26 protein-coding genes are annotated in these 20560 nt (G+C 33.5%); 3 read left to right on the top strand and 23 right to left on the bottom strand.

The annotated features are described in order from the left end of the window. Positions 1–15 precede the first annotated feature (15 nt). The 11 genes from P8596_RS10925 to P8596_RS10880 all read right to left on the bottom strand — a co-directional run bounded on the left by P8596_RS10925 (position 16) and on the right by P8596_RS10880 (position 7582). The gene (locus tag P8596_RS10925; RefSeq protein ID WP_279726823.1) at positions 16–1116 is read right to left on the bottom strand and encodes a phage major capsid protein; all 1101 of its coding nucleotides are present in this window, start codon (positions 1114–1116) and stop codon (positions 16–18) included. Between the two features lie 38 nt (positions 1117–1154). Further along, on the bottom strand, positions 1155–1859 hold the full coding sequence (locus P8596_RS10920; RefSeq protein ID WP_279726821.1) for a head maturation protease, ClpP-related: 705 nt from the start codon (positions 1857–1859) through the stop codon (positions 1155–1157). Next, entirely contained in the window at positions 1840–3099 is a 1260-nt protein-coding gene (locus P8596_RS10915; RefSeq protein WP_279726820.1) for a phage portal protein, read from the bottom strand. The genes P8596_RS10920 and P8596_RS10915 overlap by 20 nt, the downstream gene beginning before the upstream one ends. A 20-nt stretch (positions 3100–3119) precedes the next feature. Continuing rightward, on the bottom strand, positions 3120–4847 hold the full coding sequence (locus P8596_RS10910; RefSeq protein ID WP_279726819.1) for a terminase large subunit: 1728 nt from the start codon (positions 4845–4847) through the stop codon (positions 3120–3122). Then, positions 4844–5335, bottom strand: a complete 492-nt coding sequence (locus tag P8596_RS10905) for a phage terminase small subunit P27 family (RefSeq protein WP_279726818.1) — start codon at positions 5333–5335, stop codon at positions 4844–4846. Before P8596_RS10905 ends, P8596_RS10910 begins: the two co-directional genes overlap by 4 nt. A 110-nt stretch (positions 5336–5445) precedes the next feature. Then, positions 5446–5628 carry an HNH endonuclease signature motif containing protein gene (locus tag P8596_RS23895; RefSeq protein ID WP_481900339.1) on the bottom strand — a complete coding sequence of 61 codons (183 nt, stop codon included), beginning with the start codon at positions 5626–5628 and terminating at the stop codon, positions 5446–5448. A 188-nt stretch (positions 5629–5816) separates the two neighbouring features. Beyond that, the gene (locus P8596_RS10900; RefSeq protein WP_279726817.1) at positions 5817–6242 is read right to left on the bottom strand and encodes a hypothetical protein; all 426 of its coding nucleotides are present in this window, start codon (positions 6240–6242) and stop codon (positions 5817–5819) included. Position 6243: 1 nt separating this feature from the next. Further along, complete coding sequence (locus tag P8596_RS10895) at positions 6244–6471, bottom strand: hypothetical protein (RefSeq protein ID WP_279726816.1); 228 nt, start codon at positions 6469–6471, stop codon at positions 6244–6246. Next, complete coding sequence (locus P8596_RS10890) at positions 6462–6788, bottom strand: hypothetical protein (protein WP_279726815.1); 327 nt, start codon at positions 6786–6788, stop codon at positions 6462–6464. Before P8596_RS10890 ends, P8596_RS10895 begins: the two co-directional genes overlap by 10 nt. Before the next feature lie 69 nt (positions 6789–6857). Continuing rightward, on the bottom strand, positions 6858–7268 hold the full coding sequence (locus P8596_RS10885; protein WP_279726813.1) for a hypothetical protein: 411 nt from the start codon (positions 7266–7268) through the stop codon (positions 6858–6860). A 101-nt stretch (positions 7269–7369) separates the two neighbouring features. Beyond that, complete coding sequence (locus tag P8596_RS10880) at positions 7370–7582, bottom strand: hypothetical protein (RefSeq protein ID WP_279726811.1); 213 nt, start codon at positions 7580–7582, stop codon at positions 7370–7372. 168 nt (positions 7583–7750) lie between these two features. Between P8596_RS10880 and P8596_RS10875 the strand changes: the two genes are divergently transcribed. Beyond that, positions 7751–8014 (top strand): hypothetical protein, encoded by a 264-nt coding sequence (locus tag P8596_RS10875; RefSeq protein WP_279726809.1) that lies wholly within the window; start codon positions 7751–7753, stop codon positions 8012–8014. Between the two features lie 88 nt (positions 8015–8102). On the opposite strand, the gene P8596_RS10870 is transcribed toward P8596_RS10875, so the two are convergent. Further along, on the bottom strand, positions 8103–8363 hold the full coding sequence (locus tag P8596_RS10870; RefSeq protein ID WP_279726808.1) for a hypothetical protein: 261 nt from the start codon (positions 8361–8363) through the stop codon (positions 8103–8105). Between the two features lie 97 nt (positions 8364–8460). Between P8596_RS10870 and P8596_RS10865 the strand changes: the two genes are divergently transcribed. Then, on the top strand, positions 8461–8706 hold the full coding sequence (locus tag P8596_RS10865; protein ID WP_279726806.1) for a hypothetical protein: 246 nt from the start codon (positions 8461–8463) through the stop codon (positions 8704–8706). A 339-nt stretch (positions 8707–9045) separates the two neighbouring features. Here P8596_RS10865 and P8596_RS10860 read toward each other — a convergent pair whose 3' ends face one another. The 8 genes from P8596_RS10860 to P8596_RS10825 all read right to left on the bottom strand — a co-directional run bounded on the left by P8596_RS10860 (position 9046) and on the right by P8596_RS10825 (position 17657). Next, the gene (locus P8596_RS10860) at positions 9046–9897 is read right to left on the bottom strand and encodes a hypothetical protein (protein WP_279726804.1); all 852 of its coding nucleotides are present in this window, start codon (positions 9895–9897) and stop codon (positions 9046–9048) included. A 159-nt stretch (positions 9898–10056) separates the two neighbouring features. Beyond that, positions 10057–10581: a hypothetical protein gene (locus tag P8596_RS10855; protein WP_279726803.1), complete on the bottom strand. Its 525-nt coding sequence runs from the start codon at positions 10579–10581 to the stop codon at positions 10057–10059. Between the two features lie 89 nt (positions 10582–10670). Next, entirely contained in the window at positions 10671–10877 is a 207-nt protein-coding gene (locus P8596_RS10850; RefSeq protein ID WP_279726802.1) for a hypothetical protein, read from the bottom strand. 207 nt (positions 10878–11084) lie between these two features. Beyond that, a complete protein-coding gene (locus P8596_RS10845) occupies positions 11085–11891 on the bottom strand; it encodes a hypothetical protein (RefSeq protein ID WP_279726800.1) in 807 nt (268 codons plus the stop codon). Between the two features lie 488 nt (positions 11892–12379). Beyond that, a complete protein-coding gene (locus P8596_RS10840) occupies positions 12380–15163 on the bottom strand; it encodes a hypothetical protein (protein ID WP_279726799.1) in 2784 nt (927 codons plus the stop codon). 452 nt (positions 15164–15615) lie between these two features. After that, complete coding sequence (locus P8596_RS10835; RefSeq protein ID WP_279726798.1) at positions 15616–16299, bottom strand: hypothetical protein; 684 nt, start codon at positions 16297–16299, stop codon at positions 15616–15618. A 609-nt stretch (positions 16300–16908) separates the two neighbouring features. Continuing rightward, the gene (locus tag P8596_RS10830; RefSeq protein ID WP_279726797.1) at positions 16909–17127 is read right to left on the bottom strand and encodes a hypothetical protein; all 219 of its coding nucleotides are present in this window, start codon (positions 17125–17127) and stop codon (positions 16909–16911) included. Positions 17128–17165: 38 nt separating this feature from the next. Then, on the bottom strand, positions 17166–17657 hold the full coding sequence (locus P8596_RS10825; RefSeq protein ID WP_279726795.1) for a hypothetical protein: 492 nt from the start codon (positions 17655–17657) through the stop codon (positions 17166–17168). Positions 17658–17789: 132 nt separating this feature from the next. Here P8596_RS10825 and P8596_RS10820 point away from each other — a divergent pair, with 132 nt between their 5' ends. Further along, complete coding sequence (locus P8596_RS10820) at positions 17790–18044, top strand: helix-turn-helix domain-containing protein (protein ID WP_279726794.1); 255 nt, start codon at positions 17790–17792, stop codon at positions 18042–18044. 373 nt (positions 18045–18417) lie between these two features. Here P8596_RS10820 and P8596_RS10815 read toward each other — a convergent pair whose 3' ends face one another. The 3 genes from P8596_RS10815 to P8596_RS10805 all read right to left on the bottom strand — a co-directional run bounded on the left by P8596_RS10815 (position 18418) and on the right by P8596_RS10805 (position 20514). Further along, positions 18418–18663, bottom strand: a complete 246-nt coding sequence (locus P8596_RS10815) for a hypothetical protein (RefSeq protein ID WP_279726793.1) — start codon at positions 18661–18663, stop codon at positions 18418–18420. Positions 18664–18699: 36 nt separating this feature from the next. Further along, on the bottom strand, positions 18700–19323 hold the full coding sequence (locus P8596_RS10810; protein WP_279726792.1) for a DUF8453 domain-containing protein: 624 nt from the start codon (positions 19321–19323) through the stop codon (positions 18700–18702). Positions 19324–19803: 480 nt separating this feature from the next. Continuing rightward, the gene (locus tag P8596_RS10805) at positions 19804–20514 is read right to left on the bottom strand and encodes a hypothetical protein (RefSeq protein WP_279726791.1); all 711 of its coding nucleotides are present in this window, start codon (positions 20512–20514) and stop codon (positions 19804–19806) included. Positions 20515–20560 lie beyond the last annotated feature (46 nt).

Here is a 20560-nt window from a genome sequence, read left to right as displayed (position 1 = left end):
GAATCAACTCCTTAATTAAACGACTGTAAGCTCACCAAACACATAGCTTGCTTTATCTGCATCAATAACATCGAATTGCTCAATTACACGCATAAGCGTTTGGTTCTTCTTGAATGCTGCATGCTCAGAAGCATCAATCTTTAATTGGTTACGATCAACAAAAGTTATACCATCTTGAGTGCTACCATAGAAAATAGGTGCTTTCTTAGTAGTTGTTCCAGTTGTAGGAAGCTCAGTGTTTGAGAATACTTCAATTGGATGTCCGTTGAACATTTTCTGAGTTGGGTTAACTGGGTTAGGTTGAAGGATTGGACGCCCCTGATTATCTTCTGCTGCATCCAGAACATCAAATCCATCTTGGTTAGTAACGATTTTTACATCAACAAATGCTGGGTCTAAGTCTACATTCAAGGATTTCTTCAGTGCTTTCCAATCAGCTAGTGCCTTTGCAGTCTTACCTGATTTCAATTGAGCAAAGATTTTCCCATTCTCAGTACGGATTGCTTTACGGTTGAACCATTGTCCAAGGTAAGGTACAAGTCCACCATCTTCATTTTGAAGAAGACGATTAGAAATTGGTAATGTAGCACCATAGTCCTTAATTGAGTAAGACACATTCACAAATTTAGGTTCGTTAGATTCTCCAATGTCTGCACCATCAGTAAAGTTAGACAGTTCAGTAACTGTTGAAGCATCCTCATAAACGAAAGATCCAGTTAGAGTAGATGTTGGGTAGTAACCTACAACAGAACGAGCAGACTTGTACTGTCTTCGAAGCTCGTTAATTTGTGTTTGGATATCTTTTGGTACGATTAGGTCTTCACCATTCGCTCCACCTGTTAACATTGCGTTTTCAGCTTCAGTTAGAGACTCACCACGTAATGCTTTGTAGAAAGCTTTTACAGAATCGATGTCTCCACCTTTGTTTTCAACTTGCTTAACCATTTCTTTTTCCTCCTCGTAAAGGGCAGATGCGATATCAAATTCTTTCTGCATATCTTTAATTTCATTGGTTAGTGCTTGTGCTTCATCTAGTTTCTTTTCACCTAGAAGATTCTTAGCTTCTGTCTTCTTCTCGTTGATTTTATTAAGTAGTTCACGTAATTCTTTTGGCATTTTAATATTCCTCCTGATTTTGGACACAAAAAAAGAACTTAGATTAACTCTAGTTCTAATTCCAGTGCCTTAATTTTATTTTGTATTAGTCGATCTTCTTCTTGTTTCTCTGCTTCTTTTTCCTGTTCTAAAACTGATTGAGGTGTATTTTTAAACTCATTCAATTTATCAGATACGTAGGCTACCGCTTTATTCTCTTCACCTACCGTGATGTTGAAATAGTTTGCTGCTTCCTTACCATTAAGCCAAGTTTCATCTTGAACCATTTGACGAACGGTTTCAATATCCACACCATCTTTAAGATTTTCTGCATAGACATTAATAATTCCCTCTTCAATTGCATCAAGATCATCAGCCATTTTCCTGAAGTCATTTGAATTACCCATCATTCCATTCCAAGGTTTATGTATCATAACAAAAGCGTTTGACGGTACGACTACTTCATCACCTGCAAGCATAATCACTGAAGCAATAGAAGCACTCAATCCATCTACAATCACTCGTTTATGTCCTTGATGACGCTTAAGCATATTATAAATGGCGATACCTGCAAACACTGATCCTCCACCACTATTGATGTAGATATTCAAATCCTTACCTTTCACACCATCAAGAAAATTCCTTATGTTCTCTGGATATTGATCAGAATCATCCCACGCTCCATACCAATCACTCACAATGTCTCCATAAAAATAAAGATCTGCTGAGTTATCACTCTGGTTTTTAACCTTCATCCAATCCATTCTCATCACCACCTTTCGACGTATCTACACCGTATTGCTTACCTACATCTTCAAGTTTTATGTATGTACCATTGACAATAAGCTTATCTCCAAACTCTTCAAACGGCATATCAAGCATTTCCCTTCCTTCATTAGGTGTTAGAATACCAGTACTAACATAACGTGAAATACCCTCAGATTGAGTCTTGAAGTCAGCCCTCAGTATTCCATTCACATTCCATTTGAGCTTAAATCCATTGTTAATTTCATCATTAGAGAGTAGCTTGTATGAAATCTCTTCCTCATATGATTTGAGATTATATAATAATGTATTTACATAGAAATCTCTCTGCTGAGTCTCAACATTTGCATAGTTACCCTTATCATAATTGTTTATCATGGAAGGCTTAATACCGAAAGCCCCAGCAATTTGTAAGGCTGTATGCTTTGTAATCTCAAGGAACTGAGCATCCGTCATATTAATATTTAGTGGTTGCAATTGAAATCCAACAGGTAGAGGCACAATTTTTCCGGCTTTGTCTGTTCCGCTTGCGAAATCTTCAATCCTCTCGGTCATTTTACGTGCTGCTTTATTGTCAAGTTCACCTGAGTAGTAAACAACCGCTTTACCCATTAATCCATTCTTGTAATAATTATTTAGATAACTAGAATTCCTTTGAGCATTCTCAATCGGTATCTTCAGGATACCCTTGACAGATAAGCCGCTAATTCCATCTAATGATACTGATGTTTTGAAGTGCAGGATCTCATCATGCCTATATTTGTACACTTTGCCTGACTTTTTGTCAGTATATAGATACCAAATAGCATTCTTTTTGCTAAATATCCCACCATCATCTACCCAAATTTGTACTTGATCACTCGGTAATATCCATAAATTTTTAATTCCTGACCTGTTTGCATCCACTAAAACATAAGCATTTCCATAGTGATTTCGATTAATCTCTACAGATGACCAAAAATTACTTGCTGTCATATATGGATTAGGTCGCTTTAATAATGGATATAAAGGGTGATTCATTACTTTTACTGTCCCTTGAGATGTATCTTGGTACAATTTCAAAGGTAATTTAGCCAAACTCTCACTGAGCAAACGTAAACATGTAAAATAAGTGATTTCACCTAACTTACTACCTGATACATCAGTGGGAATCCCAAGCATCCTAAATACCTCATCTGAATTTAATGAATAAGAGTTATTAGGCTTGAATGCGTTTTTCATTTTGTCCATAAATCCCATATAGTCACCTCCCTCCTGATCTACCAACCTAGTTTGTCTAGATATTCATCTGTGATGTATTGATTTAGATCTAGTTCTTCCTGCATAGCAGCCTTCCATGCATCAATAACTGCATCAACTGGATCAATTCGTTTCTGTTTTAAATCTTTATTAACCTTAATTTCTCCGTATGAATTAGAAACAGTTTTCGCATTTACAACAGACCAAGTTAGAAGTTTATTTCGTTTATCATACTCAACATTTCCAGCTTTAACTTCTAGTCTAAAATCGACTGTTGCATCATTTAAACTCTTTGCAGTCTGTGTAATTGGTATAGAATCATACCCTAAATCCTCTAAATCATATAAGAATGCACTTGCATTATGAGGATCATAACAAATCACTTGTAAATCAATGTCATACTCAGAAATCAAGTTCTTCAAATACTGGATTATGTACTTATAATCTGTTTTGATTCCACTTAGTGTTTCAGTGACTGTAATTAACTTCTCTCTAATCCACATATCATAAGGAGCACGATCTGTTTTTATGTGTTCCTGGACTGTTAACTTCGGCATAAAGGAATGTGAATGAACGAAGTATTTTTTATTTCCCTCATTATTGTAATATGGAAAAACTAAACTTAAGCTTGTTAAATCTCCACCTGAACTTAAATCCAAACCTGCCCAAGCCTTTTTACCACGCATATCTTCTAATGTTTTATCAGATTCACACTCTTTCCATTTCTCCATGTCTATATATTGATCATCAGAAAATTGCACCCATATATTTAATGACTTAGTTAAGAAGTCTTTTAATTCTTCTCCGCCCATATCTTGTGCTTTTACTGCATCTGCTCTAAGGCTTGTTAACGTTTCTGGTGTCCATAAGGGATTTGCCTTTTCCCAAACCTTTTCATCGAATGGGTCATCATCTTTATCTAATTGAGCAATAAAAATAAATTGAGTTTCATCCACTGAAACACCATGAAGTATCTGTACACAGAAGTCATAAAGCTCTTTACAGGGGCTATTTAATTCAAAGCCAGCAGTTGTAATAACGCTCACTAGACCTGATTTTAATTTCTTCATTCCACCAGTAAGTAATTTGTACATCTGGTTTGTTTTGTGCTTGTGATATTCATCGACCGAACCGAAATAAGGTCTGAACCCATCAATTGAATCAGTATCTCGTCCAAGTGCTTTAATTAATCCAGTTGTTAAGTTACATTCAATTTCAGATTTGTAATCTTTAATAGTGAACAAGCCTTTTCTTGTCTTTGTGCCGCATAACTCTTCATCAGCATTGATGAACTTATAGCATTCTTTCACAACAATTTTTGCTTGTAATTCTTTTGTAGCAGTTGCATAAACCTGTGGGTATTGATAGCCAGCGAAATTACCATAGTACATTGACGGAACTGCATTACCTACAGATTTACCGTTTTGTCTTGCTACCTGAACATAGCTAGTCCGGAATCTTCTATGTCCTTCTAAGGTTAACCAGCCGTTCCATGAGCCAAAGATAAAGCATTGAAACGGATATAATTTCATTGGTGCTGGTTCTTCTCCCTCAGCTAAGGTTAGGGATTCAGCAAAGTCAATTATGTGATTAGCTTTCTCCACGCTCCAGATATAAGGAAATTCATCTGTTCCTTGACGCTCTAAGTCATTCAGATGACGTTTACAGGCTAATATTTCTAAATTTCCTGCAACTTTCTTACCTTCAACTACATCTTTAGCGTACTGTGTTGCTCTATCAAAAATCATAGAAACTTATCCCACTTACTTGGTGGAGCGTCATCTTTATTTGAATTGTTTGGAACAACTAATTTACACCTTGATGAGATAGTTAATCCTAAATCACTTGCTGCTTGTCTACATTGTTTAAACAATTTATCCTGATTAATAAGAGTCTTAGAATAAGCACCATTTTCATAAATCGAACCATCTTCTTCAATAATTATTGGTTTCAGTTTCAGCAATTGTTTAGTAATATCTTCATACATCTTTTGAGATAAAACAAAACGAGCTAAGGCATCTATATCCAAGTTGGACATTATTTCGATACCAGTTAGCTCGCTTGCAAGTTCATTAAATTTTTCTTTTAATCTCTTTGTGTTCAAATAGGAAGGAGGCTCAATATTATCGCTCGGTGCTTTTATTTCCTGTGCTCTCCGATCCTCTATTTCCTGCTTAGTCAGATTCTTTTTTCCTTTATGTAAAATTAGATCAACAGGTTGTCGCTGTCCTGCCATGATTTGCCCTCCTTCCTTAGTTTTCAGAATTTTTTCGTAGGGAGTTTTTGCGTGAGAAAAGTGGGCGTTCGTTCACAGAGTAAAAATTAAATAGTTTTTTACGCACCCCCCTATCCATAATTCCTTTTATCTTCAAAAGACTTTTGATTATGGCAACTCAAACAGAGCATCTGCAGGTTTGATATCGTCAATCTCAAGCTCCAATCGATTCGCAATGGCACAATATGATCACATATCTTAGCTGCAGTTATCTTCTTATTAGCTAAACACCTACAGCATAAATTTGAACTCATCTGTTTCACTGTCTCACGTACTGCTCTCCATTCCTTTGCCTTATAAAACTTCGTATACTTATCATCACGCTTATTATTGTATGTCTTGTCACTCTCTTGTTTGTACTGGTCATGTCTAGCCTGACACTCCTCACATCTACCTAACTCATACGGTATCTTCTTACCACAGTTACAAAGCTTTAGTAACATTATTTTACTTCATCAGCATACAGATGCTTCTCAAACCATTTCTTAAATATTAAGTCTAATGTCTTTGAGTTAAAGCAAACTGATCGGCTTTTACGTTTATCAAATTGAATAAGATATCCGTCATGCTCTTTACTAATAACACAAACCAATTCAGTTATTCGTTGAAAACTAGAGCGATCTTGTTTATGACTTAATACTTCAATGTCACCTGATGATATGTCTTCCATTTTTAATTCATTGAAGTTAAGACCAAATGTAAATATATGTGATTCTGTATGTTCATTAGGGTTGACTGATACATAATCCTGTACCTCACCATTAATACCAATAGGATTCGCTAACTCCACCAAACCATCATTAAACACTTTAACTACTTCATTAGTGTGAGACATTCTATCTCGTACATACTTAGTCTTCCAGCACATATTACATGCTCCCCTTCAAATAACTGTTATAAATAATCCTCATAGCTTCTAACTCATCTATCCCAAACTGATTCATTAAGCCATTAATACACTTATCTAATTCTTCCTTTTCCTCAGCGAACAGATCCTCATGATACTTCAAGCACCTCTTAGCTTCCTCTAATGTTTCACCTGATAACATCCTGATATAAAGTTCTTTCACTGCATCAAATAAAGTATCTAAAGCCACGGTTTAACCTCCTTCATTCTTCTCTCCTGCTCAGCCAACAACTTATCAACTCTTGCACTAATCTCCTGTTGCTTCTTCAATCTATAATCAACCGGATCACCCTTGTACTCATTAATCTTTTCCTCAACACAATAGTTAACTAAGTCCTCAATATCAATGGCATATAAGTAAAACAATGATCCATTAATATAGTTCTTATCCTCTTCTTTAAGTTTATTAAACTCATCATTTTTATAAATTGAGTCATAATACCCCATACCTGAATCAATACTGTGCTCAATCTCATCCAGTAACTTATGTAATCGTACACTTTCCATTTAAGCATCTCCCTTTCAGATTTAAATAAATAAAAAAAGCTACCTATATAAGGTAGCACTCAGTTCATTTCAATAATGGCTGAATTTATTAATTAGGTATACGACATTTAGTCTTTTTTCGTTAATGACTTTATACAAGTCGTGAAATTCCTCAACTATTTTTGTCTTTTCATCTCCACTTGAACAAGTATTAATCTTAGTCGTGTAAATTAAATTCGCTTTGAGATATAGATTCCTAATTAATTGTTCTCTTTCCTTTGCAACAGTAACAAGAATGTCTTTAAAATCATACATAGGGTCATACTGACCTTCGCCGTCTTTGTAAGTAATAGCTTTAGTTTCATAAAATTTAACTTTGTATTCATCAAGATTGAATTTACTCATTGCTTCAATCTCAATTTCTTGATCAATATTCTCTAGTTGCTTGTAAATTTGTTTAAATGTAGGAAATTTAATTTCAGTAATTAACTCACTGTTCATTATCATCACCTCACTTTCCATCTATTTACATTCGACAGAAGTTGAAATAATCCTTCATCCCATGTATTTTATTGCGACCTAAAAAGAACACTCATAATGCCCTAAATATTACTTTTTCTATTTTCTTCTACAACAAACTTTACTGCCTGGGATATAGCTATATTTCTAGAATCATTCGAAATGAATGCTTTATAACTTGATTTAGTATCAACCTGTTCACAATGAACATTGGTCACTCCATCAGATATCCAAATATCTAAAGCAAATACTCCAGTTTCAGTGTACTGAATAATCCTTTCTGGTTTATAGAACATTACACAACACTCTCCAATCGAATAATTTATCCTCACTGATCATTTCGACAGTCTGTAAAGCCACACCTGCAAAATTTGTAAAATAATGAAATAATGTTAGGTAATATGATATAATTGGTAATCGCTACTATAGCATCAACTAACTAGGATTTAAGGAGGTAACACATAATGAGACGATATAGAGGTGGATTCTTTTTAGTTGGTTCAATAATCTTAGTAACTTGGATGCTATTCCCTTTTATCATAGGAGCTATTACTACCCCTTTACAATTAATAGTTAACTATGCTGAATTTGGTCATGATAAATTTGGATTCCAAAACAGAACATTAATGATGTATCTTTGGGTATTCTGGCCGCTAATAATAATCTATTTACTGGCTCTGCGCTCATCACGTAAAGATAAAATCAGAAAGCAAAATGCAAATAATTGAGAGTGGTCAGAAAACCTCTCTTTTTTATTTCATTAACTTTTTACCTAAAATATAAATGAGCCACTAATTATAGTGACTCTGCAAGTGGTTAGTTTTCTGATCTAGCCATTGAACGATTCGAATGCTGAAACTCATCTAGTTCTTCTTCACTCATTGCTATCCCAATAAAGGTAACTTCACTTTTAAGAATTTGGTAATTAACAAAATCAGATTGAAAGTGATACCACTTTCCATTTCCAATATCCAGTAGATCATTTATTATTTCTTCCCGTTCTCCTGCTTGCTGAAAAAAGCTAAATTCTTTACCAGTTGTTAAACCGATATGTACTTGAAATTCTTTACTCATCATAATCACCTCACTCTCCAACTAAATTACAATATTCAACACCAAAGAAGGAATATCCTTCCTTTTTGACGAATATTGTAAGAAAAGGAGGTGTTTCAAAATGGCTGATACTGTCAAAGTTAAACCTACACCAATTCAAAGAAATGAATTTGATGTAGCAATGGAATTGTTTAATTATCACATTAATAATTATCCAACTACAGAAGAAGAGGTCGAAACTGTCTTTGCTAAGTATTATTCCTTAGCTAAATATCTTAGCAATAACTCTGGATCTAAATTAGAATCACTTGTTGATGAAGATATTGTTTCTAAAGTTGGAAGCTTAAAGAGTAGTAGTTCTTGGTAAGAGTTAGGAGAGGTCATACGATCTCTCTTTTCTATTTCCCCAAAATAAAAAAGCCACCTATCAGTGACTCTTCTCTTCCTTGCTCATCTCATAAGCACACAAATCGCACAACAATATCTCCAACGCTTCAAAAATTTCAATGTCTGTATCATGGAACGGATCTCCACATTTGATACATTTCAACGTATACAAACTATTGCCCACTTTATCACTCCTCGAATAGTTATTATTACCTATTCAATGAAATAATGTAAATGTCCTTCTACAAACACAAATATATTTGTAATATATCACTAACTAAAAATGGGTAGTTGCACAGTTACAACCACCCTCACTTTTTTAAGCTAATTCAAGATCCTTAATTACAAAAGGATAATAAGCTGTTATTATTACATCGGATGAATATTTTGTAAGAAAATATTCAAGTACGTAACTTACTATTTCAATAATAACGTATGCCCACAAGCTCGGATACATTTTCTGTAAATAATCTGAACCAGTCGATATACCAACTTCTATAATAAAATCGACAACTTTCTTAGTAAGAGAGAATTCATAAGTATACCAATGAAATTCAATATCATTCTCTCCAAACTCTACATTTTCAGGATACATACATTTAGTTGGAGGACAATCGGGATCAATTTCATCCCCATCAGGATTAATGGCAGTCATTTTAATTACATTATTACTAGCACTTGATGTAGTAAACTCCATTACCCTGATTGCTTGGTTAGTAATTGACATTTGGTCTACAACTTTTTGTGCTTCTTCCTCACCAATCTCATTCTTCAGTGCTGCTAAATCTGTATCTGAGATTACAAAACTGTAATAATACGGGTCTGGAAACTCATAATTATTTGTACCTGCACTGGTAACCGAAAAAACAGGATCTACTGGAGGTGGATTCTTTGGATCAATCTTTGGGTCTACCGGAATAATTTCACCGTCTACTGGGTCGTCAGTACCAGTTCCCGTACCCGAGTCATCGACTTCTGGAATCGGTGTGTAAGAGCCTTTGGTTTTTATGTATTTGTCTGCTGCAGCTATGGTTTGATCTGATAACACTTGATTTGATTCAGCCTTAACTTTCACATCACCAATCATTTTGAGTGGAGATAAAACGAAACCCAACATAATAATTAACACACACAAACTCCGAAATGATTTCTTGCTTACTAATTTCTCCAAATAGTAAAACCTCCAATATTCTAATTTTACAACCATTGGATGTTTATCCTACTTCTGGAAATTATAAACCTATTTTTTCAAAATTATTAATATTATTACAATTTATTTCTAATTCCCACGAACACGAAAAAGACCCACCATAGTTAATGGTGAGTCGATTTATTCAGCACTTGCTGCTATTTCAATACTTTTGACTTCACTAATCCATTGATCTAGTACTTCCTTTTCTTTACGTACTTCACAAGTTTCGAACATATATGGAATATCTAGCCGATTTATGTTTGCAGTAAGAAGTCTGAATCCCCAAAGCTCATCCTCTTCATTATTATTCAAGCAGTGAGACCTAAGTCTATCCATAATAATATCTTCAATAGAAATAATATTAATGTGAGTGTCTTTAGAGATTTGCAATCTAATAATTTTTGATTCATCGCCCGCCAAATAATTATCAGGAATTTCAATTGCCACTTCAATTTCTTTATGGTAAAAGTGTCTTCCATCTTTTACAAATTCTAATTTTGTTAATATATCTGAGATAATGTGATAGCCATCTGATACAAAGTCTATGTCACGAGTAGCATATTCATTCTGAGTATAAATATCTACAGAGAATCCACCAACCACAATTGGTTGTATACCTTCTTGCTCTAAGAGGGAAGTAATAATTGCAGCAGTGTTTAACATTGTGTCGTATTTTTCTCTATCTTTTAAGGTTGATAATTTCAGTTTTGCTTCTTCAATTGTAAAGATTGCTAATCCACCACTTTTATCAATTATTTTTTAGAGAACATTGACAGAATTTTAGCTTCAGTAGGATGTTTGGGTCTAACTCTTCCTTTTACCGTATTCTTTGATTTAGCTTTCTTTTCAAACTTAGTCAAGACATCTCGATATTTTCTGTTATTAGACCTAACACTTGTTTCTAATTCAGCTAAAGTCATTGTAGTCATTTTGTCTCCACCTCTTTTTTTCTTACTCATAGCATATACACTCTCCATTTCTCACTTTTGAGAAATGTATATGCCTTCTTAGATAGAATTATAACATAAAGTCTATTAGATAGAGTAATAGAAAGTTACAATTTTAATAGATTTAATTATCTTCAAGTGAAAACCCGTTGAGTCAGCTAAGTAATAAAGAAAGGACTGTAAGTTACTTCACAACCCTCTGTTATGTATTCTTATGTATTAATCAGTAACTTCAACTATGTAATTCAGCATCGCTTCATAAAGATTATCTGGAATTTGCATCTTATACTCTTCAGCAATATCCTTAATAACCTGTTCTTTATACTCCTTATAAACCTCAAACGCTTGTGAAGGTGAATCAAATCTTCCTAAATACTCACGACCACCTTTATTATCACAGCACCTTACCTCATACTTATTATCATATCTGCTACATGTCTTGATTCCGATTGGTAAATTACCTCTCAAAGCCTTCCTCCCAATAAACAATCCATTTATAAACTGTGGTACAAATGCACATGTATCCGGACTATATACTCTATTCCCTTTAACCAGTATATCCTTATCTAAATGCATTCTGTTACCTTCAACTTCATAATAATTTTCATCGTACCAGTCAGCAAATGTTTGAAAACAATGCCATTCTTCACAAACTGTTACATCTTTGTATGTAGGATGATCCTCTTGAAATTTCTTCGAGTAACATCTCATCAGCATACCTGACCAAGTTAAAAACTTATCAGTGTACCTGTCATTTTCTCTAATTGTATGTTTACCTTCACCTATGTAACCTACTCCAAATTTACTCTTATCATATATGTTTCTAACGCTTCCTGAAATAAATTGATTCCATGTAGTCTTAACTGTATTACCATGCTCTACAAAGCGTACAGTGACGTCTTGAGAGCCATTATATTGATCAACGACCATTACTGATCCTAATCTGTTCTTATTGGTTTCTCCAACTCGACTCCAAGCCATCTCCTTGAATCGTTGTCTCTTTTCCTTTGGTGATAATTCTTGCATATCCATTATCCTCTCTGCTTTTTTAGGAAGCCTAACCTATATATTTAGAAGCTTTTAAGCCTCTACAAACAACCTCAACTAAAGAAATGAAGGGAGATGACATTCCAATAATCAAGATTGTTTGTACAGACTTAAAATAATTTAATTAATTTTATTGACATTAGTGACTTTTATGATATGATTTAATTACGGTATCGTTTATAAATTTTTAAAAAAATAAAAAGAAGCCAATCATTCTACCCATCCCCTCCCAATAGATTGAGTGATCAGCGATAATTTAAAATAAACAAATGTAATAATGGAAAGAGGAATTTCTGGCTATCTACTTCGACTTTAAGTTACTCTGTCGTTCGACCACATAATGAGTACTCTTGTGTTTCACCATCCTCTCCCATTAAGGAAGGAATTTAGATAATCAAAAAGCCTTATATCTCAATGGATACAAGGCTTTTCAGTATGTAATTCTTGGGAAAAAGTCTATTTTTTTATTACTTTTTCATTAAGTTTAAGAATGTTGTCTTATGATTTCTGTATAATGCATTTAATAAATGAATTGCAACATTTGAATATTCCCCAGTTTTCTCTTGTTTAGATGACTTTTTATCATAACACTGAGCTACTAAACAAAGTAATTTATACATGGTCATCTTCTTTATCTTTTTCTTGCTGATCTTATCATCTAAACTGTTGTAAGCATCTTCGATCAATGTCATTCTTTCCTGGCACTTCTTATCTGAACTTTCCACTGAGTTTGTTTCTTTAATCTTTTTATCAAACCCTTTAACTAATTTCATTATGTCTCCAATTTGTTTAGAGTCTGCTTCAATCCGTTCTTCCCTTGGCATTTCAATTAATAGTTCACTTAAGGATAAGTTTTTACGATAGTTGGATTTTTCAATATTATTAATGTGATCTATAAGTAAATCCATTGGACAATCATATTCAACCGATTCAGAATCTCCAGAAGTAACATACTTCCAAAACTTAGGCTTTTTGCGTGACATAAGTCGTTTACCATCAAGAACTTTAACAGCATTTGATGATCGAATTCCTCTTAGTGCTTTATCCACATCTACTTCAACAATCTTCTTAGAATAGTCAATAGCCACATTAGATAGTACTACCAACACAGCAACATTAGAAAGGATGTCTTTAATTTTATCTTCTTTTTCCTGCCCTTCTTTATCATTATTTATTACATCCCATAAAACACTAACTTGAAATTGTGCAGCGTTTGTAACCTGGCCGATCCATTTCTGTGACTTAGACGTCTTCTCATCAATTTGTGCAATGTTTTCTTCTGTGAATTCAACCGGATTAGGTTTGGATTGAATTTTATTTAAAATAATTGGATAGTTTCTCTTATGCAATGTTTTATCAATCACACGATTAAACTCTCTGTCGCTGAATATCAGGGTTGTATCAGAGTCCATGTCCATACCATTTAAACGATCCAAGATAGGATTATTAATTGAATTGATAACTACAATATTTTTAGTGAAATTAAAATAGTCATCAAGTAATTCATTATGTACATTGATTGCTTTAACAAAGTTATTCATTGCATTATGTGGGTTACGAACCAAAGTATATTCTTCATTGAAAGGATGGAGAGTTGTATAAATCTCATTCCCCTTTATTGTTATTGCTTTATGTATTTTATTATCACTTCTCTTCCCCTCTATAAGGCTCTCCAGCATCTCATATGGGTTTGAAACAACTGTACAATAGTCAGCCTCTAATCGAAGCTTCCCACCCTTTATTTTGGTTCTATAATTGCTTATTTGCTTTGTTCTGTAATCTCTAAACATTTTAGTTCGGACAATTTCAGGATTGATTCGATACATCTCATATAGCAACTCATAAGCATTGGTTAACTCTTTATTATTCTTCAAATAGTTAATGTAAGGCATCTCATTAAATACTCCATCATCAACTTTTCTACCCTGTAAATTTTTAATAAATTCATGCTCAAATTTAGCAAGGGCTTTAATGTCTTCCCCATTAGCATTAAGAGTGTTAATCATTTGATATGAAGTTAAGGAGCGATCACCATATTTAGAGGATTTCTCATGCTTACAGATACCAAATATATTCCCATCCTTTTTAACATGTTTGATCCATTTAGCATATGCCTTTTTCTTATTTCCTTTTGCATACTTTAGAAACTTAAGTGAACTTGGTGTAGTTATTAAAAGGATGTCTTTGGCTGCCACTTTGTTTCCGAACATGTCAGTAAGCTTCCATTCTTCATAAGGTATTTCTTCTGGACAATTATCTTGCAGGAATTTTTGAATATTGCTGTTGAACATGCAAGACTTGAAGAAATGTTGTCTAAGTAATGCCATACCTTTATCAGATTTACCAATTGACTCAAACAACGATTTATCCATCAACCCTTGACCATCCCATATATCATTCTTGATTACAGCTTTATCATTAGATATAGCTTTCAATTTGTTCCCAACTTCGATGGCAGGAAGCTCAAATTCACTAAATTTGTCATCTATAATGAAGATGTTTTTAGGATTAATCTCAATTGTCGATTCAAGAGAACTTGATACTAAGCTTTCATAAGCCAATAAAGAAGCAACATCGATTTTCCCACTAAGATCCAATCCCATGTGTGACCATTCTTTCATTTTGTCGTACAACTCATCTAAGATAAACAAAGCTTGTGACTGTCTGGATTTTGAGGCAGTACGTTTATAAAACCGATAATGTCTATTTTTAAAGGTAATTCCTTTAGTGTAAAGTTGATTCCTCAATTCAGGTGCTTTCATTTCTTGATAAATGTCATTATCTTCGTCACCTTGAATTCGCTCAATATGTCCTTGTAGTAATTTTTGTTTATTCTCTAAATAATTTAGACTCTTTTTCAGTTTATCTATTTCACGTTTATTAACTGATTTTTCAATTTCTGATTTTTTATCATTTATTGCCTTCTCTAAAGATTCAAATTGTATATTTAACCTATTCATTAAATTATCGTAACCTCGAACAAATGAAGTGATTTCCTTACCAGCCTTAATTTTATTTTTAAATTTCACATTAATGATGGCATCAGACTGATATTTGACTTTACTGTTCTTCTCAATATCCTTTTGACCAAATACCCTTTTGAATGAACGCAATTTGATCAATTCAAGTGAGTAGGGAATCTGACCAATATAATCGTATTTCATTACATTTTCTAAACCTCTAACGCTCATATCATAAATCTCTTCTGCCTCAATGGAAGGAATATAACAACCCTTAGTATTTTCTTTCATTCAGTACAACTCCCTTTAAATTATTTTATTCAATGTTCATGTTTTAACTGAAATTAACCTGATTTTCTATGTATTAAATTTAATTGTTCGTGTTTTTACCAAAATTAAATATAAAATTTGACCACCTATGATTTCGTGATCTGATGTTCGGATTATGTAATATGTGATTAAAATTTGATGCCGATTATGTATGATATTTTCCAAGGGTGAGCAAACTCGTTTTGCGTAACCCAAATACTGTATCTTAACTTGTATCTTCTAATGTATCTTTACTGTATTTTTTATTTTCTAAGTCTTTCTATATACAGTACCGACAATGCCAGCACACTGGATACTTTGACTCTGCATTCTGAGTAATCTACCTCTGCATTTCTAAACTCTACCTCTGCATTCTGAAACGTTACCTCTGCATGGAGAGTACTTAGGTCGAAAATGGCTTTAAATCAGCTTTCTTAAAAGAGTGAATTTGCCACGTAATAATGATTATTGTAACGGTCAAAAACTAACTCATCATTTTCATTAAATTGGTCATCATGTCCAAGTTGATACTTTACGACTTTCACTAACTTTAATTTCTTTAATTGCTCATTAGCTTCCTTAATTTTAGTTCGTGACACCCTTAACCTCTCCACTAATGTTTCATAGCCCACAAAGCAGAATGACCTATCCACTTTTTTATCTTTCATCTTCGTATTAATATGACTCTTATAATAGAAGATTTGTCTGAAGGCATATTCATCAATCCTGCTATCTGATTGAGTGTCTGTCTGACCGTTATTAAAATAGGAGAATATCTCTGCTGCCAGCTTGGTGAACATTACCCCTTCCTTGAAGTAATCAGTATTCATTTCAATGGGTAAAGCTCCTTTAGTGGGTAGCTTATTGACTTCATTGAGTATTAACTTAGCTTCATATAATGCTTTCAATCTTTTCTTGAATGTTCTAGTGTCATTAATAAGGCAAAAGCTCATTAGTTTCTTGTGATCAACCTGCATCTCTTCCCTTCCATAATTTCTAAAGTGTAGGAAACATAGACGAGCGTAGAGGATGAATTCGTCATTGGAGATGTAAATGTCCTCATTCCTTACAATTGACGTTGGTACTTTTACAAACAGTTTGTCTTTCTTTTCTCCCATATTTATTCTCCCTTCGATATTTAGGTTATCTACAAGCTGTAGAAAGTCTATTATTCTGTTGTCAATGTGCGACGTCACAACCTATGACTTTGATTAAAACCTTCGTTTTATTCGGTTCTATATCCCTAATACTTGTTGTACTCTATACAACTTGGAATCATTCAATCTAGAAAATACGCTGTTGTTGATTCCACATTCTTTGGCAACATACATTTTCTTCAAGCCTTTCTGATCAATCAAAACCTTAGCTTCTGATGGCATAATCATTTTTTGACACCTCCCTCCAAATAATTGTTGACGGATAATCGTTTAGCATGTACAATTAATAGCAGTTGGACATGCAAAGATTATTTTGCGAAAAGAGTATAAAAAATACAGGCTATGAATAGCCCTATTTGCGTTTATACACCTGCACATTTTAGACTATATCACGCTCACAATTTAGCGTTTGTGTTAATTGAAATTTATTCATTTTCCAACTATTGCTTATTGTAGCGTTTTATTTGATTTTCGCAAACAAAATTTCGATTTTCCTTAAAATAATTTATTCAATAGCCAAAGATCGATGTATAAGGTTGGTAGCCGACATCCATCTTTGGCTATTTTTATTTAAACTAACTGTTCTTCCAATTCTTCGGTTTCCCACTTACAACCATCCACCATTTCCACTTTCAGTGAAACAGTCTCTCCGTTTGGCATAAGAAGTTGTAATTGACCAACTACGAAATGCTGCAGATCATTTGACTCCAAAAATTCTTGTACACCTTTATCAGTTTGACCAGATACAGTAAGCTCGACATTGCCGACTACTAATTTATCATTCTTCATTTTTTATCCCCTTTTATGTAAGCTCTTTTAGGCATATTTCATAAGATTAACTTGACATCACGAAAACCTAATCTTTTAGCCCACCTATAGCCCTTTCGATACTGGAAATAGTCAATATTGAATTTCATCCCTTCATTTAGGAGGTAACAATAATACTTAACCTCAACTAATTTATACCACTCCTGGTACGCTTCTTGATAATAGTCATGAGCGAATTCAAATTCTTGTGAATCTCGATCAAACTGCTCCTCAATGCTTTTCATCTTATCATAAGTGTATTTCACAACTGGATCTAACTGCATGAATCCCTGAGTCAAATCTTCTATTACAGGAAGATAGTTAATTTCTTTAAGAGTGCATTCCATTTTGATCAACTCCCTTAAATTTGGTTTGTCTTTGACATTCCGAGGAACAAGCCGTACCCAAAACTCATTAGGATTGTAACTCCAATTAGAATTGTCGAGAACATTTGTGATCACCTCATTTCCATTTCTTAACTCTATAATACCTACTTCAGGAGTAGTGGTCAACAGTTATTTTCCAAATTTTTAAAATCAATTACATTTTTATAGGCATATTGGATAATTTATGAAACCGATAGTGATTCAGGAGCGTAGATAAAGTATAATTAAATTAATTTAAATAAGCCGGGAGAATACAAAATGACATTCGAATTCAAATTAGATCAAGTCCTTGAAGAATTAGAGATATCCAAGACTAAACTATCTAACCTTAGTGGAATTAGACCAGCCACAGTTATTGATTTATCAAAGGGCAAACTAAAGAGACTTGAGTTGAAAACAATGAACCCTATATTGGATACACTAAACATCGTTGCTAAAGAGAAGGGCATTGCTAAACTTTATACTTTGGACAGCATAGTTGAATATTATCCTGTGGAAGAAGCAGATAAATAAAAAAACAGAGATATTTATTTACCCCTGTTTTTACTCTAGTAACTGAGCCTGCCTCAATCGGTAGGCTATTTTTTATATTTCCCATTTATAGAATATCACCTTCTCTGTGTACTTTATAAACGTAATCAATCAATTCATTCTTATTTTCTATATTTGTTGATTTTAGATAAATCTCTAGTTCGAGTGCTTCCTCTTTAGTAAATTTATGCTCTGGGTATACATTGGGTAAATCCAATCTTTTTTTAATTTTATTAGTAAGTTTTAGAAGTTCAGGATGTAATTTAAAATGATCATGTATTAATATGTTACTTAGTTGAAGAGCCAGTCTAGTATTATGAATAGTTCTCTCACCTCCTTTTATTAAAAATACGATCTAATCCCATTCTTTCCACTCATGGAGGACTTTATCTCTTACCTTCTCCGGTAGATCTTCAAAAGTAATTTGTTTCCCATTATCAGTTTCATACGCTGTCGTGATATCCATAGCAAAGAATACATCAGCATCTTCAGAGGCAACAATTTCCCAAATCTCTTCATTAGCTACTTTAAATGTGATCGTATACCTTTCGTCCTCTTCGTTTGGATTGTCATATACTTTGAGTAGATTAATATTCTCCAAAAGTGCCACTCCTTTTTTTGAGATGAAACAGTTCTTCTATTCCATCTCTCTTCTTATTTTTTCTAGTTCAGTTGCTATCGCATGTAAACCTTTATCATTCACTCTTCTGGTCCCTTTGTACATATTGAGGTCTAGAGTGTATGAGTCAGTGTAGTTTTCACCTTGTTTATCACTGTAGGTTATTTCAACTTCAAAGCAAGGAAACAGTCTGTCATCATCTAAAATGTTAAAGAACATATCTACAAAAGTAATTAACTCTTGATTAGGTGCTATTGTAGTTACAGGATTATGAAGAAAGTATGTGTCCTTCAAAAAATTCCCTTTTAAGTTTCCTCTAACTAGTTCTAGGTTGGTCTTAACATTAATAGCAGGAGAATTCCCATTATTTCTTAGAATAAAGTTTAAAATGTTTCCCCTTCCCTCATTGAAATACGCTACCATTTCAGGTTTTTTTACTTCCTTCAAATTTTTATTGCTGATCTCAACACTTTCATTAGTAGCAATCATCATTCTTTTCGTGTACACAACATAGAAAAAAGTAAGAATAAACATTCCTAATGTACCTATATTATTGAATATCCATTTCAATAATACCCAAGCGTATAATCCAAAAACATAAATTAATTCTGCCATACTATTAATTGGATATATTTCCGCCATTCTCCACCTCCATATGAAATCATTATTTCATCCAATTAACCAGAAATATACTCCACCCATAATAAACCACAACCAGAATATACTGAGTAAACTTTTTAAATTAAACTCAATTTTCCTGTATTTTCATCAACATAAAATATATCTTTTCTGTGACTAATTATAAAATACGGAAGCAATAAAGCGAATAGATAATCAGCAATAATATATAGCATTTTAATATCCTCTCTTAAGCATTATCATTATTTATTTTACCATATTCTTCATACTCTTACGTATTACAAACCAACTCTCACCCCACAGTTGCTTAATGCGAACAGTTTTCAGCCTACGCTTAATACCATTGAATTCCCTATTTATAGACACAACCTTACCTAACCCCTTCATCTTCCTCACAAGTTGCTATAAAGCATAATAAGGACGAAATGAATGGACATAGAAAACACCCTCAAATTAATGAGAGTGTTTAATTTGAGGGTGTAATTAATCTTGAATTGTCTCTAAGATACCATCAGAAAAATATAGGTATGTATAATTTGCATAAACCCATTGTTCATCTGTACCATACTTTGTAATAGTCCTATTTATATCAGATGGTTCTCCCCAACGTTCTCTTACCTCATCAGCTGTCATACCGATTTTTACTTTACTCCACTCTTCTTGCTTCTCTCTCTGTTCGGCTAATTCATTTTTAGCCCTTTCATTTTCTGTTTTTGTATACTCATTCACAAATTCAATAAAAGGCTGCACAGTTTGAGGGGTGAGTATTTGATTGTTTTCATCTTTTATCTGGAAAATATTTTCAATGTCCCAGCTTGGATTAAACTGTAGTACAACATTATCTTTTTCAAAAACCAAGAATTCACAAGTTTGATTATCTTCACAAATAAAACTATATTGTTGATTGTCCTTATCCAATTTTCTAAGAGCCTCAGGTCTTTTATGATAACTAGCAGACACGCCTAGGTAACTGTCAAACGTTTCAATAACATATCCCTGATCCTCTAAATACTTGATTAAATCGGAGTTTAGTAAATCGGTCTCCTCTTCCTTACCAGGTACTTCATCAGTCACGCCAACTGCTTCAACAACATTTGAATCTATTGCTACTTCTTTCCCATTTGAATCATTTTCAGCACATGCAGAAAGAAACATGCAAATTCCAAATAACAATAATAAAAATCCCCTAAACAAAGCTATCCCTCCTGAACACAAGTAGTTATATTTTACCACTATCACA

Origin of the sequence: Rossellomorea sp. DA94 (assembly GCF_029834455.1) — a bacterium.
Taxonomy (GTDB): Bacteria; Bacillota; Bacilli; order Bacillales; family Bacillaceae_B; genus Rossellomorea; species Rossellomorea vietnamensis.
The sequence above is the reverse complement of the archived record's forward strand: the minus strand, read 5'-3'. Positions and strand labels throughout refer to the sequence as shown.

Excerpts from the sequence above, each read along its gene's own strand:
- P8596_RS10925 (WP_279726823.1), bottom strand. The coding sequence starts at position 1,116 with ATGCCAAAAGAATTACGTGAACTACTTAATAAAATCAACGAGAAGAAG.
- P8596_RS10920 (WP_279726821.1), bottom strand. The coding sequence starts at position 1,859 with ATGGATTGGATGAAGGTTAAAAACCAGAGTGATAACTCAGCAGATCTT.
- P8596_RS10915 (WP_279726820.1), bottom strand. The coding sequence starts at position 3,099 with ATGGGATTTATGGACAAAATGAAAAACGCATTCAAGCCTAATAACTCT.
- P8596_RS10910 (WP_279726819.1), bottom strand. The coding sequence starts at position 4,847 with ATGATTTTTGATAGAGCAACACAGTACGCTAAAGATGTAGTTGAAGGT.
- P8596_RS10905 (WP_279726818.1), bottom strand. The coding sequence starts at position 5,335 with ATGGCAGGACAGCGACAACCTGTTGATCTAATTTTACATAAAGGAAAA.
- P8596_RS23895 (WP_481900339.1), bottom strand. The coding sequence starts at position 5,628 with ATGAGTTCAAATTTATGCTGTAGGTGTTTAGCTAATAAGAAGATAACT.
- P8596_RS10900 (WP_279726817.1), bottom strand. The coding sequence starts at position 6,242 with ATGTGCTGGAAGACTAAGTATGTACGAGATAGAATGTCTCACACTAAT.
- P8596_RS10890 (WP_279726815.1), bottom strand. The coding sequence starts at position 6,788 with ATGGAAAGTGTACGATTACATAAGTTACTGGATGAGATTGAGCACAGT.
- P8596_RS10885 (WP_279726813.1), bottom strand. The coding sequence starts at position 7,268 with ATGAACAGTGAGTTAATTACTGAAATTAAATTTCCTACATTTAAACAA.
- P8596_RS10880 (WP_279726811.1), bottom strand. The coding sequence starts at position 7,582 with ATGTTCTATAAACCAGAAAGGATTATTCAGTACACTGAAACTGGAGTA.
- P8596_RS10875 (WP_279726809.1), top strand. The coding sequence starts at position 7,751 with ATGAGACGATATAGAGGTGGATTCTTTTTAGTTGGTTCAATAATCTTA.
- P8596_RS10870 (WP_279726808.1), bottom strand. The coding sequence starts at position 8,363 with ATGATGAGTAAAGAATTTCAAGTACATATCGGTTTAACAACTGGTAAA.
- P8596_RS10865 (WP_279726806.1), top strand. The coding sequence starts at position 8,461 with ATGGCTGATACTGTCAAAGTTAAACCTACACCAATTCAAAGAAATGAA.
- P8596_RS10855 (WP_279726803.1), bottom strand. The coding sequence starts at position 10,581 with ATGTTAAACACTGCTGCAATTATTACTTCCCTCTTAGAGCAAGAAGGT.
- P8596_RS10850 (WP_279726802.1), bottom strand. The coding sequence starts at position 10,877 with ATGAGTAAGAAAAAAAGAGGTGGAGACAAAATGACTACAATGACTTTA.
- P8596_RS10845 (WP_279726800.1), bottom strand. The coding sequence starts at position 11,891 with ATGCAAGAATTATCACCAAAGGAAAAGAGACAACGATTCAAGGAGATG.
- P8596_RS10840 (WP_279726799.1), bottom strand. The coding sequence starts at position 15,163 with ATGAAAGAAAATACTAAGGGTTGTTATATTCCTTCCATTGAGGCAGAA.
- P8596_RS10835 (WP_279726798.1), bottom strand. The coding sequence starts at position 16,299 with ATGGGAGAAAAGAAAGACAAACTGTTTGTAAAAGTACCAACGTCAATT.
- P8596_RS10830 (WP_279726797.1), bottom strand. The coding sequence starts at position 17,127 with ATGAAGAATGATAAATTAGTAGTCGGCAATGTCGAGCTTACTGTATCT.
- P8596_RS10820 (WP_279726794.1), top strand. The coding sequence starts at position 17,790 with ATGACATTCGAATTCAAATTAGATCAAGTCCTTGAAGAATTAGAGATA.
- P8596_RS10810 (WP_279726792.1), bottom strand. The coding sequence starts at position 19,323 with ATGGCGGAAATATATCCAATTAATAGTATGGCAGAATTAATTTATGTT.